The following is a 13,768-nucleotide window of genomic DNA, read 5'->3' as shown; positions in this document are numbered from 1 at the left end:
GCATGGCCCATCGCGCGACGACGTCGAACCGGGTCCACGCGCGAGCGCCAGGCAAGATCAACGTCTACCTGAAAGTCGGCGCCGTCCGCGAGGACGGCTACCACGAGCTCGCGACGGCCTTCCAGTCGCTGTCGCTCTACGAGGACGTCCGCGCGAGCGACGCCCCCGACTTCTCGGTCGAGTTCTCCGGCTCGATCGACACCCGCGGCCTCGCCGTCGACGGGTCGAACCTCGCGATCAAGGCGGCGCGGGCCCTCGCCCGGGCGACCGGCTACCGCGGCGGCGTGCACCTCGAGATCGAGAAGAACGTGCCGATCGCGGGCGGGATGGGCGGCGGCTCGGCCGACGCCGCCGCGACGCTGCTGGCCTGCGACGCGCTCTGGGGCACCGCCTGCACCCGCGAGCAGCTGCTCGGGATCGCCGCCGGGCTCGGCGCGGACGTGCCGTTCTCCTTCACCGGCGGCACCGCGATCGGCGTCGGCCGCGGCGACGAGCTGAGCCCCGCGCTCGCGAAGGGCCGCTTCGAGTGGGTGCTCGTGCTCTCGGAGCAGGGCCTGTCGACCCCCGAGGTCTACCGCGAGCTGGATCGCCACCGCGAGCGGCACCTGCACGACTTCCGGCCGATCTCCGCGACGCCGAGCATCGAGCCGAACGTGCTGCAGGCTCTCCGGGCGGGCGATGCCGCGATGCTCGCCGATGCGATGCACAACGACCTCCAGGCGCCCGCCCTGCACCTGCAGCCCGGCCTCGCGCGGATCCTCGAGCGCGGCGAGGAGAGCGGCGCCCTCGGCGGCCTCGTCTCCGGCTCCGGCCCGACGGTCGCCTTCCTCCTGCCCGACGCCGACGCCGCGCTCGACCTGCAGCTCGAGCTGACGTCCGCCCGCCTGCGCGCCGTCCGCGTCTCCGGCCCGGTCCACGGCGCCCGCCTCCTCTCCACCTGAGGCATGCCGTCGGGGCATGCTGGTCGAGTAGCGGCGCAGCGGCCCACCCATGCTGGTCGAGTAGCCGCGCAGCGGCGTATCGAGACCCACCCGCCGTCCGCAGAGAACGCTCGATCTCGTGGCCTAGAGTGCCGCTCATGGCCCCCAGACGAGTAGCACTGTTCGCGATCCTCACCGGGCTCGTCTCGGCCGCCGTCACCCTCGCCACCGCCGAGCTCGTCGCCGTCTTCACGGGCGCCGGCGGCAGCCCTCTCGTCGCGGTCGGCGGCTTCGTGATCGACATCGTCCCGCCCGGCGTCAAGGACACGGTCATCGCCCTGTTCGGCACCGGGGACAAGCTCGTCCTCCTCGTCTCCCTCGGGATCGCGGTCGCCCTGCTCGCCATCGCCGCCGGACTGCTCGAGTACCGCAAGACGCCGCTCGGCGTCCTGGTCCTCGCCGCCGTCGCCGGCCTCGGAGCCCTCGCGGCCGTCAGCCGGGAGGGCGCCTCCGGCATCGACGCCGCGCCGAGCGTGGTCGGCATGGTCGCCGGCGCGATGGTGCTGCGCGCCGCCTCCGCCCGCTTGCGCGCCTGGGACGAGGAGCCCGCTCAGGGCTCGACCGACCGCCGCTCCTTCCTCCGCCTGGTCGGCATCGCCGGTGCCGCCGCCGTCGTCGCGGGCGTGGGCGCGCGCGTCGTCACCGCCGCCGCCTCCGCCGTCACCGCGGTCCGCGAGGCCGTCGTGCTGCCGACCCCCGCCGCCACCGCCGCGCCGATCCCCGCGACCGGCGTCCTCGACAGCATCGAGGGCATCAGCTCCTACGTCACCTCCAACGACGACTTCTACCGGATCGACACCGCGCTCTCCGTGCCCAGCGTCGACCCGGCGGACTGGTCGCTGAAGATCACCGGCATGGTCGAGGAGGAGATCACCCTCACCTGGGACGAGCTCCTCGCCCTCCCGCTCGAGGAGCACCTCGTCACCCTCTCCTGCGTCTCGAACGAGGTCGGCGGCGACCTGATCGGCACCGCGCTCTGGCTCGGCTACCCGATCCGCGAGCTGCTCGCCCGTGCTCGCCCGACCGCCGGCGCCGACATGGTGCTCTCCCGCAGCATCGACGGCTTCACCGCCTCCAGCCCGCTCGAGGTGCTGACCGACGAGGGTCGCGCCAGCCTCCTGGCGGTCGGCATGAACGGCCAGCCGCTCCCGGTCGAGCACGGCTTCCCGGTGCGGATGGTCGTCCCGGGCCTCTACGGCTACGTCTCGGCGACGAAGTGGGTCACCGAGCTCAAGGTCACCACCTTCGAGGACGACGTCGCCTACTGGTCGACCCGCGGCTGGACCGAGCGGGGCCCGATCAAGGTCGAGTCCCGGATCGACGTCCCCCGCCAGGGCCAGGCCGTTCCGGCCGGCACGGTCGCGGTCGCGGGCGTCGCCTGGGCGCCGCACACCGGCATCTCGAAGGTCGAGGTCCAGATCGACGGCGGCGCCTGGCAGACCGCGCGCCTGGCCGAGGCCGTCACCGCCGACACCTGGATCCAGTGGGTCTACGAGTGGGACGCGATCGCCGGCGACCACGTCGTCCTGGTCCGCGCCACCGACTCCGAGGGCCTGGTGCAGACGCAGGACGAGGCGCCGCCCGCCCCCGACGGCGCGACCGGCTGGCACATGCGCACCGTGACGGTCGCCTGAGCGCACCGCGTCCGCCCGTGGGGATCCGCGGAGGCGGCCCCCGGTAAACTCGGCCCCTATGGCACATCTCCTGGGCGCTGAGTCGCTCCGCCTCGAGTACCCCACGCGGGTCATCTTCGACGACGTCTCCCTCGGTATCGAGGAGGGCGACCGCATCGGCATCGTCGGCCGGAACGGCGACGGCAAGTCCACCCTCCTCCGCCTGCTCGCCCAGCGCATCGAGCCGGACGGCGGCCGGGTCACCCACCGCCGCGGCGTCACGCTCGGCATGCTCGACCAGGCCGACACCGTCGACGAGGAGCTCACCGTCGCCCAGGCCGTCGTCGGCGGCCTCGAGGAGCACGAGTGGGCCGGGGACGCGCGGACCCGCGACGTCATCGCCGGGCTTCTGCGCGACGTCCCCTGGGACGGCGTCGTCGGCGCGCTCTCGGGCGGCCAGCGCCGCCGCGTCGCGCTGGCCAAGCTGCTCGTCGGCGACTGGGACGTCGTCTTCCTCGACGAGCCCACCAACCACCTCGATGTCGAGGGAATCGCCTGGCTCGCCGAGCACCTCAAGCGCCGCTGGGCCGCGACCTCGGGCGGCCTCGCGGTCGTCACCCACGACCGGTGGTTCCTCGACGAGATCTGCACCGCGACCTGGGAGGTGCACGACCGCCTGGTCGAGCCCTTCGAGGGCGGCTACGCGGCGTACATCCTGCAGCGCGTCGAGCGCGACCGGATGGCCTCCACCATGGAGTCGAAGCGGCAGAACCTGATGAAGAAGGAGCTGGCCTGGCTCCGCCGCGGCGCTCCGGCCCGCACGGCCAAGCCCAAGTTCCGCATCGACGCGGCGAACCAGCTGATCGAGAACGAGCCGCCCGTGCGCGACTCCGTCTCGCTGTCGCAGCTCGCCGTCTCGCGGCTCGGCAAGGACGTCGTCGACCTGCTCGACGTCACCGTCCGCTACGGCGAGCGGACCGTGCTCAACCGGATCGAGTGGCGGATCGCTCCCGGCGAGCGCACCGGCGTCCTCGGCGTGAACGGCGCCGGCAAGTCGACGCTCCTGGGTCTCGTGGCCGGCAGCGTGCAGCCGACCAGCGGCAAGGTCAAGCGCGGCACCACGGTCCGCGTCGCGATCCTGGACCAGCAGCTGCGCGAGCTGACCGAGGTGCAGCACCAGCCGGTCCGCGAGATCATCGCCGAGCAGCGCACCAGCTACTCGATCGGCGGCAAGGAGATGACGCCCGGGCAGCTGCTCGAGCGCCTCGGCTTCTCCAGCGCGCAGCTCTCGACGCCGGTGAAGGACCTCTCCGGTGGCCAGCGCCGCCGGCTGCAGCTGCTGCTGATCCTGCTCAGCGAGCCCAACGTGCTGATCCTCGACGAGCCCACCAACGACCTCGACACCGACATGCTCGCCGCGATCGAGGACCTGCTCGACTCCTGGCCCGGCACGCTCCTCGTCGTCTCGCACGACCGCTACCTGCTCGAGCGGGTCACCGACCAGCAGTACGCCGTGATGGACGGCGCGTTCCGCCACCTGCCAGGCGGGGTGGAGCAGTACCTCGACCTGCGCCGCGCGCTGGAGAAGGGCGCGCCCGCGGGCGGCTCGACGGGGGCCTCCGCTCCGGCGCCGTCCGGTCTCGGCGGCGCCGAGCGGCGCACCGCCGAGAAGGAGGTGTCGGCGATCGACCGGCGCCTGCACAAGCTCACGCAGCTCTCCGCCGCGGTGCACGAGAAGATGGCGACCCACGACCCGGACGACTACGACGGCATCCTGGGCCTGAACGCGAAGCTGCGCGAGCACCAGGACGAGGCGGCCGGGCTCGAGCTGCGCTGGCTGGAGCTGTCGGAGCTGCTCGAGGGCTGAGAGCGGCGCAGAACATCAGCTGAGAAGGGTGTGCCTCCGCTGTGGGGGGAGGGACCCCTGTCTCAGCTGATGTTCTGCAGCGGCGTCAGCCGAAGTCGAGCGAGAGCTTGCGGAGCAGCTGCGCCAGCCGCTCCTGCTGCGCGTGCGTGAGGGCTCCGAGCAGCTCCTGCTCGGCGTCAACGAGCCGGGTGATCGCCGCATCCACCCGGGAGAGGCCCGACGGCGTCATCTGCACCAGCACGCCGCGGCCGTCGTTCGGATCGTCGAGGCGCTCGACGAGGTCGCGCTCGACGAGGCGGTCGATCCGATTGGTCATCGTGCCGCTGGTGACCATCGTCGCCTGGAGCAGCTGCTTCGGGCTCATCCGGTAGGGCGCCCCTGCGCGGCGGAGGGCGGAGAGGACGTCGAACTCCCAGGTCTCGAGCTCCGAGCGGCCGAAGGCACTGCCGCGCGCCCGCTCCAGCTGCTTGGCGAGCCGGCGCATCCGGGAGAAGACCTGCAGGGGAGTGAAGTCGAGGTCGGGCCGCTCGCGCACCCAGGCGTCGACGATGCCGTCCACCTCGTCATTCGCGCTCACCCGTCCATTCTGGCGGGTGCGCGCCCCGGGAGTCGCCGGGAACCCCTCGACGGGGACGCCACGGCGACGGCGGGTGCGGGCGGATGGCAGGATGGACGGCGCGCGAGAGCGCGGTCCGCCATGGTGTAACGGCAGCACGGCAGCCTTTGGAGCTGTCCGGTCCAGGTTCGAATCCTGGTGGCGGAGCTCGAGCACCGAGCACCGGTGCCGGACGGAGGAGCACGCGCACCATGGTCGACAGCACGCTCGCGGTGGTGATCCTGGCCGCCGGTCAGGGCACCCGGATGAAGTCCCGCACCCCCAAGGTCCTGCACCGTCTCGCCGGGCGCCCGCTGCTGGGGCACGTCCTCGACACGGCCGCCTCGCTCGACGCCGGCCACGTCGTCACCGTCGTCCGGCACGAGCGCGAGCGGGTCGCCGCCGCGGTCCTGGACCACACGCCCGCGGCCCTCGTCGTCGATCAGGACGAGGTGCCCGGCACCGGCCGCGCCGTGGAGCTCGGCCTCGCCGCGCTGCCGGACGACTTCGACGGGACCGTCGTGGTGCTCAGCGCCGACGTCCCCCTCCTCGACGCCCCGACCCTGCGCCGCCTGGTCGACGAGCACCTCGGCGCGGCGAACGCCCTGACGATGCTCTCCTGCGTGCTCGAGGACCCGACCGGCTTCGGCCGGATCGTCCGCGGCGTCGACGGCGGCTTCGCCTCGATCGTGGAGCAGAAGGACGCCAGCGACGCCGAGCTCGCGCTCACCGAGACCAACGCCGGCGTCTACGCCTTCGAGGCCGCCGCCCTGCGCGCGGTGATCGGCGCCATCGGCACCGACAACGCGCAGCAGGAGAAGTACCTCACCGACGCCGCCGCCGCGCTGAAGGCCGCCGGCCGCGCCATCGAGGCCGTCCCCGTGCAGGACCGCTGGCTCGTCGCCGGCATCAACGACCGCGCCCAGCTCGCCGACGCGGCCCTCGAGCTCAACGCCCGCATCGTCCGCCGCTGGCAGCTCGAGGGCGTCACGATCCAGGACCCGGCCACCACCTGGATCGACGTCGACGCGGTGCTCTCGCCCGACGTCGAGATCCTCCCCGGCACGCAGATCAAGGGGCCGACGGTCATCGCCTCCGGAGCGATCATCGGGCCGGACACGACGCTCGACTCCTGCGAGGTCGGCGAGGACGCGGTGATCAAGCGCTCGGACGCGACACTCGCGGTGATCGGCGCGCAGGCGCAGGTCGGCCCGTTCTCGTTCCTGCGCCCGGGCACCGTGCTCGGCGAGCGCGGGAAGATCGGCACCTACGTCGAGACCAAGAACGCGACGATCGGCGCCGGCTCGAAGGTGCCGCACCTCTCCTACGTCGGCGACGCGACGATCGGCGAGGAGTCGAACATCGGCGCCGGCTCGATCTTCGCCAACTACGACGGGGTGAACAAGGCGTCCTCCGTCGTGGGGTCGCACGTGCGCGCCGGGTCGCACAACGTCTTCGTCGCCCCCGTTAGAATCGGTGACGGAGCGTACACGGGCGCCGGCACGGTCATCCGCAAGGACATCCCCGCCGGAGCCCTCGGCATCACCGTCGCTCCGCAGCGCAACATGGCCGGATGGGTGCAGACCCATCGTCCGGGAACCGCGTCGGCCACCGCCGCCGAGGCCGCCCAGGCGTCGGAGCCCGAGGGCACCGACCGCGCGACCGGAGGAAGCGGAGCACAGTGACGGGCATCACCGCCAGCAACAAGAAGAGCCTGGTCCTGGTCTCGGGGAGGGCGCATCCGGCACTGGCGGAAGCGGTCGCCGACGAGCTGGGCACCGAGCTGGTCACCACCGAGGGGCGCACCTTCGCGAACGGCGAGCTCTACGTCCGCTACGGCGAGTCGGTCCGCGGCGGGGACGTCTTCGTCCTGCAGTCGCACACCTCGCCGATCAACGAGTGGCTCATGGAGCAGCTGATCATGGTCGATGCGCTCAAGCGCGCCTCGGCCAAGCGGATCACCGTGGTCGCCCCGTTCTACCCCTACGCGCGCCAGGACAAGAAGGGCCGCGGCCGCGAGCCGATCTCGGCCCGCCTGGTCGCCGACCTGTTCAAGGCCGCCGGCGCCGACCGCATCATGTCGGTCGACCTGCACGCCGCGCAGATCCAGGGCTTCTTCGACGGCCCCGTCGACCACCTCTTCGCGATGCCGGTGCTGCTCGAGCACTTCCGCGAGAAGCTCGACCCCTCGACCCTCACCGTCGTCTCGCCGGACATGGGCCGCGTCCGCGTCGCCGACATCTGGAGCGACAAGCTCGGCGTGCCGCTCGCGATCATCCACAAGCGCCGCGACCCCAAGGTCGCGAACCAGGTCTCGGTGCACGAGATCGTCGGAGAGGTCAGCGGCCGCGTCTGCCTCCTCGTCGACGACCTGATCGACACCGGCCGCACCATCGCCAAGGCCGCCGAGGCCCTCAAGGCCGCCGGCGCCATCGGCGTCGTCGTCGCCGCGACCCACGCCGTCTTCTCCGACCCGGCCCGCGAGCTGCTCAGCTCCGAGTTCATCGACTCGGTCGTCGTCACCGACACCCTGCCGCTGCCGGAGGAGAAGAAGTGGGACCGCCTGACGATCCTGCCGATCGCCCCGCTGCTCGCCCGCGCGATCCACGAGGTCTTCGACGACGGCTCCGTCACCTCCATGTTCGACGGCGACGCGTAGGCCGAGACCGGAGACGTCCGCGCTCCGCGCGCCACATGCTGGTCGAGTAGCCGCGGAGCGGCGTATCGAGACCCGGCGTCGTCCGCGGGGTGGTCTGCGGACCCGCGTCTGACGGTGGTGGATCTCGAGACGCCCGCTGTGCGGGCTGCTCGATCAGCACGAGCGTCCGCGGTCGGCGGCCTTCGGCTCGCTCGGGGGAGCGTCCGACGCCCTAGCATGAGTGAATGCGCATGCATGGTGATCAGACCCGGACGGGGGGTCTGCTGCGCGCCTCCGAGCTGTCGCGGGCGTCGATCGCCGTGGCCGCGCTCTTCCTGGTCTGGTCGCCCGCCGCGCACGAGGCCGGCTGGTGGCTGCTGCTCGGTCTCGGGCTCGCGGCGGCGATGGCCGTCGTCGGCGCAGTCGCCGACTCCGGCCGCGAGGTGCACGACGGACCGACGGGGGAGTGGCTCGGGCTCGCCGGCCGCGCCCTCGCGGCGTCCGCCCTCGCACTGACCGCCGCCGACTCGATCGTCGGCGCGAGCGCGCGCCCGGTCGCCGTGCTCCTGATCGTCGGCACCACCCTCTTCGTGCTCCGCGGCGGTGCCGTCCCGCCCGGGCTCGCGCGCCTGCTCCTGGGGCTCGTGCTGCTCCTCCTGCTGGCGTCCGCCGTGATCGTCGCCCTCGCGGACCCGGTCGCGGCGCCGTCGGAGACGGTGATCGGCGGTGCGGAGGGTGCCGGAACGGCGGCCGCCCTGCTGCTCGTCCTCTTCGCTCCCGCCTCGCCCGGCGAGACGCCGACGCTCGGCCGCTCGCTGCTCGGGATCGGCATCACGACCGTCGTGGCGGCCGTGATCGGCGTCGGGCTGCTGCTGCTCGTCGGTCCGCAGGAGCTCGCCGATGTCCCGGCCTCGCTCTCCGCGGTCGCAGCCGGGACCCCCGCCGCCGCCCTCGTCGGCATCGCCGCCGTGCTCGCCGCCCTTCTCGCGCTCGTCGCCCTGACCCGGCGCGACGCCTCGGCGCTCGTCCGGCTCGCGGACACGGGCGAGATCCCCGGGCCGTTCGCCCACCGCAACCGCCGCACGGGCGTGCCCGCGGCCGGTCAGCTCGCCGTCTGCCTGGTGTCGGTGCTCGCGGTGGTCGTCCTCGACGCCGACGCCCTGCTCGCGTTCGCGGTGGCGGCCTCGCTGATCGCGCTGATCCTGCGCCGGCTGGACCGCGGAGTCGCCGGCGCGCGCTGGCCCGCGATCGTCTCCGCGGCGGGCGCGCTCGTCCTCCTGCTCGCGCTGCCCTCGGCGACGGCCGCCGCGGTCGCCGTCCTGCTCGCGCTGCTGCTCATCGTCCGCGCCTTCCGGCGCTAGCGGCCCCTAGGCGAGCGCGGCGGTCTCGGCCGGCCGGCTCGGCAGCTGCAGCGCGAGCGGATCCGCCCGCACCCGCCCGAGTCCCGAGCGGACCGCGCCGAGAGCGACCGCCTGATCGCCGAGCGTCGACGGCAGGATCCGCGGTGCCGGGGCGTGCACCTCGCCCACCAGGCGCTCGGAGACCGCCGCGAGCAACGGGCCGGCCGAGGCGGCCAGCGCCCCGCCGACGACGATCAGGGAGACGTCGAGCAGGTTGGCGACGGTCGCGGTGATGGCGGTGAGGCGGTCGATCAGCCGCGCGACGACGGCGGAGGCCAGCGGATCGCCCGCGTCGGCCGCGGCCAGCACCTCGGCGGCCCCGGGCTGCGCCACGGCGTCGAGGAGCGACGCCGGCCGGCCCGCCGCGGCCAGCGCCTCGCGGGCCCAGGTCCGTGCGAGGGCGGCGATGCCCTCCGCCGAGCCGACGCCCTCGACCAGGTCGAGGTAGCGCATCTCGCCGGTGAGCCCGCGGGCGCCGCGCAGCAGCGAGCCGCCGAGCACGATCCCGCCGCCGAGCCGCTCGCCGGAGAGCAGCGCCAGGTAGTCGTCGCAGCCGATCGCCGCGCCGCGCCAGCCCTCGGCCAGCGCGGCGAGGTTCGCGTCGTTGTCGACCACCGGCGACCAGCCGCGGCCGGAGTAGTGGTCCACGAGCCCGGGGTTCATCGCACCCCAGAAGCCGTTGTCGCCCGCGGGGGAGTGGCCGATCGCGTCGACGGGAGCCGGGACGCCGAGGGTCAGCGCGAGGACCTCGTCGTCGGTCACGCCGGCGAGGAGGAGGGCGCGGTCGAGGACCCGGTCGATGTCGGCGACGCGGCGCTCGTGCGGAAGGTCCTCGACTCGCTCGTGATCGACGGGCTCGACGTGCCGCACGAGGGTCTCGCCGAGCAGGTCGGCGACGAAGACGCCGACGCTGTGCTGCCCGGCGTCGACGCCCACGACGACGCCCGCGCGGCGGCGGAGTGCGTACCGGCGCGCAGGCCGGCCCTTGACGTAGTCGCCGGCGGCGCGCTGGTTCTCCAGCTCCTCCAGCCAGCCGAGCTCGATCAGGTCGTCGCAGACGGCGATGACGGTGGAGCGGGTGAGGCCGGTGCGCTCGATCAGAGCGGAGGCGGTCACCGCCTCGCCGGTCCAGGCGCACTCGAGCACGTCGAGCGCGCTGCGCCGGCGCTGGAACGAGCCGGTGCTCACGGAGAGCCTGCTCTCGGACATCGAGTCCCCCTTCCCCTTGACCTCGGCCGGATCGGCTGCAACAGTACATCGCGTACTAGATCTACTACCTAGATTTAGTCACCGAAGCAACTTATCCGCAACCCGGGAGACGACGAAGTGCCCCTCACCACCACCGCCCTCAGCCGGCGCACTCTGCTCACCGCGGCGGGTGCCGGCGCCGCCGCGCTCGGCCTCGCCGCCTGCGCCTCCCCTTCCGGTTCGGGCGGGGTCACCGAGATCACCTTCTTCCAGTCCAAGCCCGAGGTGATCGGCTACTTCGACGAGGTCATCGACCGCTTCCACGCCGCGCAGTCGCGGGTGCGGGTCGTGCACGACTTCTCCTCGAACCTCTCGGCCGGCTTCGTCCGCACCAACCCGCCGGACCTCGGCTGCCTGAACTACAACTTCGAGGTCGCGCGGTTCGTCGAGCGAGGCGCCCTGAGCGACCTGTCCGACATGGCCGAGGCGAAGCGGATCAATCCCGACCTGCAGCCGCTGATCGAGCAGACCGCGTCCTACCCGGGCCGCACCAGCGTGCTGCCCTACTCGCTGATGATGTCGGCGGTGCTCTACAACCGCGAGATCTTCGCCGCGCAGAACCTCGAGGTGCCGACCACCTGGACCGAGTTCCTCGCGGTCTGCGACGCACTGACCGCGGCGGAAATCACCCCGATCTACGGCACCTACAAGGACCCGTGGACCGTCGCGCAGGGGCTGTTCGACTACTCCGTCGGCGGCACCGTCGACCTCGAGTCCTTCTTCTCGCAGCTGAAGGAGCAGGGCGCCGACGTCGGCCCCTCCTCGCCGGTCTCATTCGAGAAGGACTTCGCCGCTCCCGTCGAGCAGATGGTGCAGCTCGCCGGCTACGCGCAGCCGAACGCCGCCAGCCGCGCGTACGGCGACGGCAACCTCGCCTTCTCGAACGGCGAGGCGGCGATGTACTTCCAGGGCCCGTGGGCGCTGAGCGAGATCGCGAAGACCGCCCCGGACCTCTCGATCGGCGCCTTCCCGCTGCCGATGACGGACGACCCGGACGAGCGCCGCGTGCGGGTGAACGTCGACCTCGCGCTGTGGATCCCGGAGGCCTCGACCAAGAAGGCGGCGGCGCGCGAGTTCCTCTCCTTCCTGATGCAGCCCGAGATCATCGACGCCTACAACGCCGACAACAACGCCTTCGGCGTCACCACCGACGCCCCCGCCGTCACCCAGCCCACCCTCGTCGAGCTCCAGGAGTTCTACGACCGGGCGGCGTTCAGCCTCGGCGCCTCGCAGCTCGTGCCGCAGAACATCCCGCTGCAGAACTACGTCCAGGGCGTCGCCCTCGGCTCCGACCCCGCCGCGACGCTCCGCACGATCGACGCCGACTGGGCGCGCATCGCGTTCCGCTCCTAGACCTCCCCGACCACCTCTCAGAGACGAGACACCATGGCCCTCTCCGCCCCCGCCCGCCCGGAGGAGCGCACCGTCGCGACTCCCCGCGCCGCCGTCGCCCCGCGACGGAAGCCGCGCACCGACCGCACCTTCCTGCTCTACCTGCTCCCCGCGCTCGTGCTCTTCACGCTCGCGATCACCCTGCCCGCGCTGATGGGGATCTTCTTCAGCTTCACCGACTCGATCGGCTTCGGCGAGTGGAGCTTCATCGGTCTCACGAACTACGTCGCGCTGTTCTCCGACCCGGCGATCCTCGCCTCCTACGGCTTCACCGTGGGGCTCGCGCTGGTCACGGTGCTCGCGGTCAACGTGATCGCGTTCCTCCTGGCGATCGCGCTCACCTCGCAGATCCGCGGCAAGGTCGCGCTGCGGGCCGTGTTCGTGCTGCCGATGGTCGTCTCGGGCATCATCATCGCGTTCGTCTTCAACTTCCTCTTCTCCAACTCGCTGCCCGCCTTCGCGCAGTCGGTCGGAGCGACGCCGCTGGCCAGCAGCATCCTCGCGGACCCGAATCTCGCCTGGCTCGCGATCGTGATCGTGACCGCCTGGCAGGCCGTGCCCTCCGCACTGCTGATCTACATCGCCGGCGTGCTCTCGATCCCCGGCGACGTCTACGAGGCCGCCTCGCTCGACGGCGCGTCCAGCTGGGGGCAGCTGCGCTCGATCACGCTGCCGCTGGTCGCGGGCTACGTCGTGATCAACCTCGTGATCGGCTTCAAGAACTTCCTCAACTCCTACGACATCATCGTCGGCCTGACCGACGGCGGCCCCGGGACCTCGACCCGCAGCGTCGCGATGACGATCTTCTCCGGCTTCACCAGCGGCGACTACGCCTACCAGATGGCCAACGCCACGATCTTCTTCCTCATCGCGCTCGTGATCGCGCTCGTACAGCTGCGCGTCTCGCGCGGAAAGGCGGCCTTCTGATGACCAGCCAGGTCCCCCTCGCCCCGTCCCTCCCCGGCACCCGCGCCGCCGTCGACGCCGACGCCCGTCGCGGGGGGAAGCGGCGGCGCTCGAGCCTCCTGCTCACCCTCGTCCTCGTGGTCTGCGCCCTCTCGGTGATCGGCCCGCTGTGGGTGACGCTGACGATGGCCTTCAAGACCGGCGCCCAGGCGGTGGACGGCAACGCCTTCTCGATCCCGCTGCCGTTCTCGGTCGACGGCTTCGTCCAGGCCTGGAATCTGACCGACTTCCCCCGCGGGTTCGCCGTGTCGGTCTTCGTCTCGGCGATCACGGTCGGCGGCACCATCGTCCTCTCGGCCCTCGCCGCGTTCGCGATCTCGCGGAACTGGAGCAAGCGCTTCTACCGCTGGTCGTTCTTCTACCTGCTCGCGGCGATGTTCCTGCCGTTCCCGGTGCTCGCGCTGTCGCAGGTCTCGCTCACCGGACTCGTCGGACTCGACAACCCGCTCGGCGTCGCGATCCTGCACGTGATGTTCCAGCTGAGCTTCAGCGTGATGCTCTTCACCGCGTTCCTCCGCTCGCTGCCCGAGGAGCTCGAGGAGAGCGCCCGGCTCGACGGCGCGACCACCAACCAGGTCTTCTGGCGGCTCGTCTTCCCGCTGCTCGCCCCGATGAGCGCGACGGTCGGCATCTTCGCCTTCCTCGCCTCCTGGAACGACTTCATGATGCCGTCGCTGATCACCTCGGACCCGTCGCTGCAGACGCTCCCGGTGCTGCAGAAGATCTTCCAGACCCAGTTCAGCAACGACTACAACGTCGCCTTCGCCTCCTACCTGATGGCGATGGCCCCGGCGATCGTCGTCTACCTGTTCACCCAGCGCTGGGTGATGTCGGGAGTGACTCAAGGCGCCATCAAATGACGCGCTGACGCGCTGCCGCTCCCTCTCCTTGCTGGTCGAGTAGCCCCGGAGGGGCGTATCGAGACCCACGTCATCGAGAGGCCGGCCTCGAAGCAGCAGCCCTGGCGAGGTGGATCTCGATACGCCCGCTGCGCGGGCTGCTCGATCAGCAAAGGGTGCGCGCGGCTCGATGAGCGGAGACGCCGGCCGCGGCCGACCACAGACCAGAC

Annotated in this window: 11 protein-coding genes and 1 tRNA gene; 10 read left to right on the top strand and 2 right to left on the bottom strand. The window is 72.2% G+C overall.

Annotated features, from left to right (window positions below; all coding sequences use genetic code 11):
* Window positions 1–2: 2 nt before the first annotated feature.
* From MT353_RS17430 to MT353_RS17420, 3 genes are all read left to right on the top strand, one after another.
* Window positions 3–941, top strand: a complete 939-nt coding sequence (locus MT353_RS17430; protein ID WP_123705149.1) for a 4-(cytidine 5'-diphospho)-2-C-methyl-D-erythritol kinase — start codon at window positions 3–5, stop codon at window positions 939–941.
* Between the two features lie 137 nt (window positions 942–1,078).
* Window positions 1,079–2,614 (top strand): molybdopterin-dependent oxidoreductase, encoded by a 1,536-nt coding sequence (locus MT353_RS17425; RefSeq protein WP_243625445.1) that lies wholly within the window; start codon window positions 1,079–1,081, stop codon window positions 2,612–2,614.
* 58 nt (window positions 2,615–2,672) lie between these two features.
* On the top strand, window positions 2,673–4,460 hold the full coding sequence (locus MT353_RS17420) for an ABC-F family ATP-binding cassette domain-containing protein (RefSeq protein WP_123447634.1): 1,788 nt from the start codon (window positions 2,673–2,675) through the stop codon (window positions 4,458–4,460).
* An 85-nt stretch (window positions 4,461–4,545) separates the two neighbouring features.
* On the opposite strand, the gene MT353_RS17415 is transcribed toward MT353_RS17420, so the two are convergent.
* Window positions 4,546–5,037 carry a MarR family winged helix-turn-helix transcriptional regulator gene (locus tag MT353_RS17415; RefSeq protein ID WP_123447633.1) on the bottom strand — a complete coding sequence of 164 codons (492 nt, stop codon included), beginning with the start codon at window positions 5,035–5,037 and terminating at the stop codon, window positions 4,546–4,548.
* A 114-nt stretch (window positions 5,038–5,151) separates the two neighbouring features.
* Here MT353_RS17415 and MT353_RS17410 point away from each other — a divergent pair.
* From MT353_RS17410 to MT353_RS17395, 4 genes are all read left to right on the top strand, one after another.
* Window positions 5,152–5,223 (top strand) — tRNA-Gln (locus tag MT353_RS17410).
* A gap of 44 nt (window positions 5,224–5,267) precedes the next feature.
* Entirely contained in the window at window positions 5,268–6,740 is a 1,473-nt protein-coding gene (gene glmU, locus MT353_RS17405; RefSeq protein WP_243625444.1) for a bifunctional UDP-N-acetylglucosamine diphosphorylase/glucosamine-1-phosphate N-acetyltransferase GlmU, read from the top strand.
* The gene (locus MT353_RS17400; protein ID WP_123447631.1) at window positions 6,737–7,714 is read left to right on the top strand and encodes a ribose-phosphate diphosphokinase; all 978 of its coding nucleotides are present in this window, start codon (window positions 6,737–6,739) and stop codon (window positions 7,712–7,714) included. Before glmU ends, MT353_RS17400 begins: the two co-directional genes overlap by 4 nt.
* A gap of 224 nt (window positions 7,715–7,938) precedes the next feature.
* A complete protein-coding gene (locus MT353_RS17395) occupies window positions 7,939–9,054 on the top strand; it encodes a hypothetical protein (protein WP_243625443.1) in 1,116 nt (371 codons plus the stop codon).
* 6 nt (window positions 9,055–9,060) lie between these two features.
* Here the strand turns inward: MT353_RS17395 and MT353_RS17390 are convergent, their stop codons facing one another.
* The gene (locus MT353_RS17390; RefSeq protein WP_243625442.1) at window positions 9,061–10,302 is read right to left on the bottom strand and encodes an ROK family protein; all 1,242 of its coding nucleotides are present in this window, start codon (window positions 10,300–10,302) and stop codon (window positions 9,061–9,063) included.
* A gap of 117 nt (window positions 10,303–10,419) precedes the next feature.
* Between MT353_RS17390 and MT353_RS17385 the strand changes: the two genes are divergently transcribed.
* Genes MT353_RS17385 through MT353_RS17375 form a run of 3 tightly spaced genes read left to right on the top strand, consistent with a single transcriptional unit; the run spans window position 10,420 to window position 13,559 of the window.
* Window positions 10,420–11,694: an extracellular solute-binding protein gene (locus MT353_RS17385; RefSeq protein WP_243625441.1), complete on the top strand. Its 1,275-nt coding sequence runs from the start codon at window positions 10,420–10,422 to the stop codon at window positions 11,692–11,694.
* Between the two features lie 33 nt (window positions 11,695–11,727).
* On the top strand, window positions 11,728–12,660 hold the full coding sequence (locus MT353_RS17380; RefSeq protein WP_123447627.1) for a carbohydrate ABC transporter permease: 933 nt from the start codon (window positions 11,728–11,730) through the stop codon (window positions 12,658–12,660).
* The gene (locus MT353_RS17375; RefSeq protein ID WP_243625440.1) at window positions 12,660–13,559 is read left to right on the top strand and encodes a carbohydrate ABC transporter permease; all 900 of its coding nucleotides are present in this window, start codon (window positions 12,660–12,662) and stop codon (window positions 13,557–13,559) included. Before MT353_RS17380 ends, MT353_RS17375 begins: the two co-directional genes overlap by 1 nt.
* Window positions 13,560–13,768: the final 209 nt, after the last annotated feature.

This window comes from Rathayibacter sp. VKM Ac-2927, from assembly GCF_022815525.1.
Taxonomy (GTDB): domain Bacteria; phylum Actinomycetota; class Actinomycetes; order Actinomycetales; family Microbacteriaceae; genus Rathayibacter; species Rathayibacter festucae.
This window is presented reverse-complemented; position numbering and strand designations above follow the sequence as displayed.

Coding starts and splice junctions, on each gene's coding strand:
- MT353_RS17430 (WP_123705149.1), top strand. CDS start 3: ATGGCCCATCGCGCGACGACGTCGAACCGGGTCCACGCGCGAGCGCCA.
- MT353_RS17425 (WP_243625445.1), top strand. CDS start 1,079: ATGGCCCCCAGACGAGTAGCACTGTTCGCGATCCTCACCGGGCTCGTC.
- MT353_RS17420 (WP_123447634.1), top strand. CDS start 2,673: ATGGCACATCTCCTGGGCGCTGAGTCGCTCCGCCTCGAGTACCCCACG.
- glmU (WP_243625444.1), top strand. CDS start 5,268: ATGGTCGACAGCACGCTCGCGGTGGTGATCCTGGCCGCCGGTCAGGGC.
- MT353_RS17395 (WP_243625443.1), top strand. CDS start 7,939: ATGCGCATGCATGGTGATCAGACCCGGACGGGGGGTCTGCTGCGCGCC.
- MT353_RS17390 (WP_243625442.1), bottom strand. CDS start 10,302: ATGTCCGAGAGCAGGCTCTCCGTGAGCACCGGCTCGTTCCAGCGCCGG.
- MT353_RS17380 (WP_123447627.1), top strand. CDS start 11,728: ATGGCCCTCTCCGCCCCCGCCCGCCCGGAGGAGCGCACCGTCGCGACT.
- MT353_RS17375 (WP_243625440.1), top strand. CDS start 12,660: ATGACCAGCCAGGTCCCCCTCGCCCCGTCCCTCCCCGGCACCCGCGCC.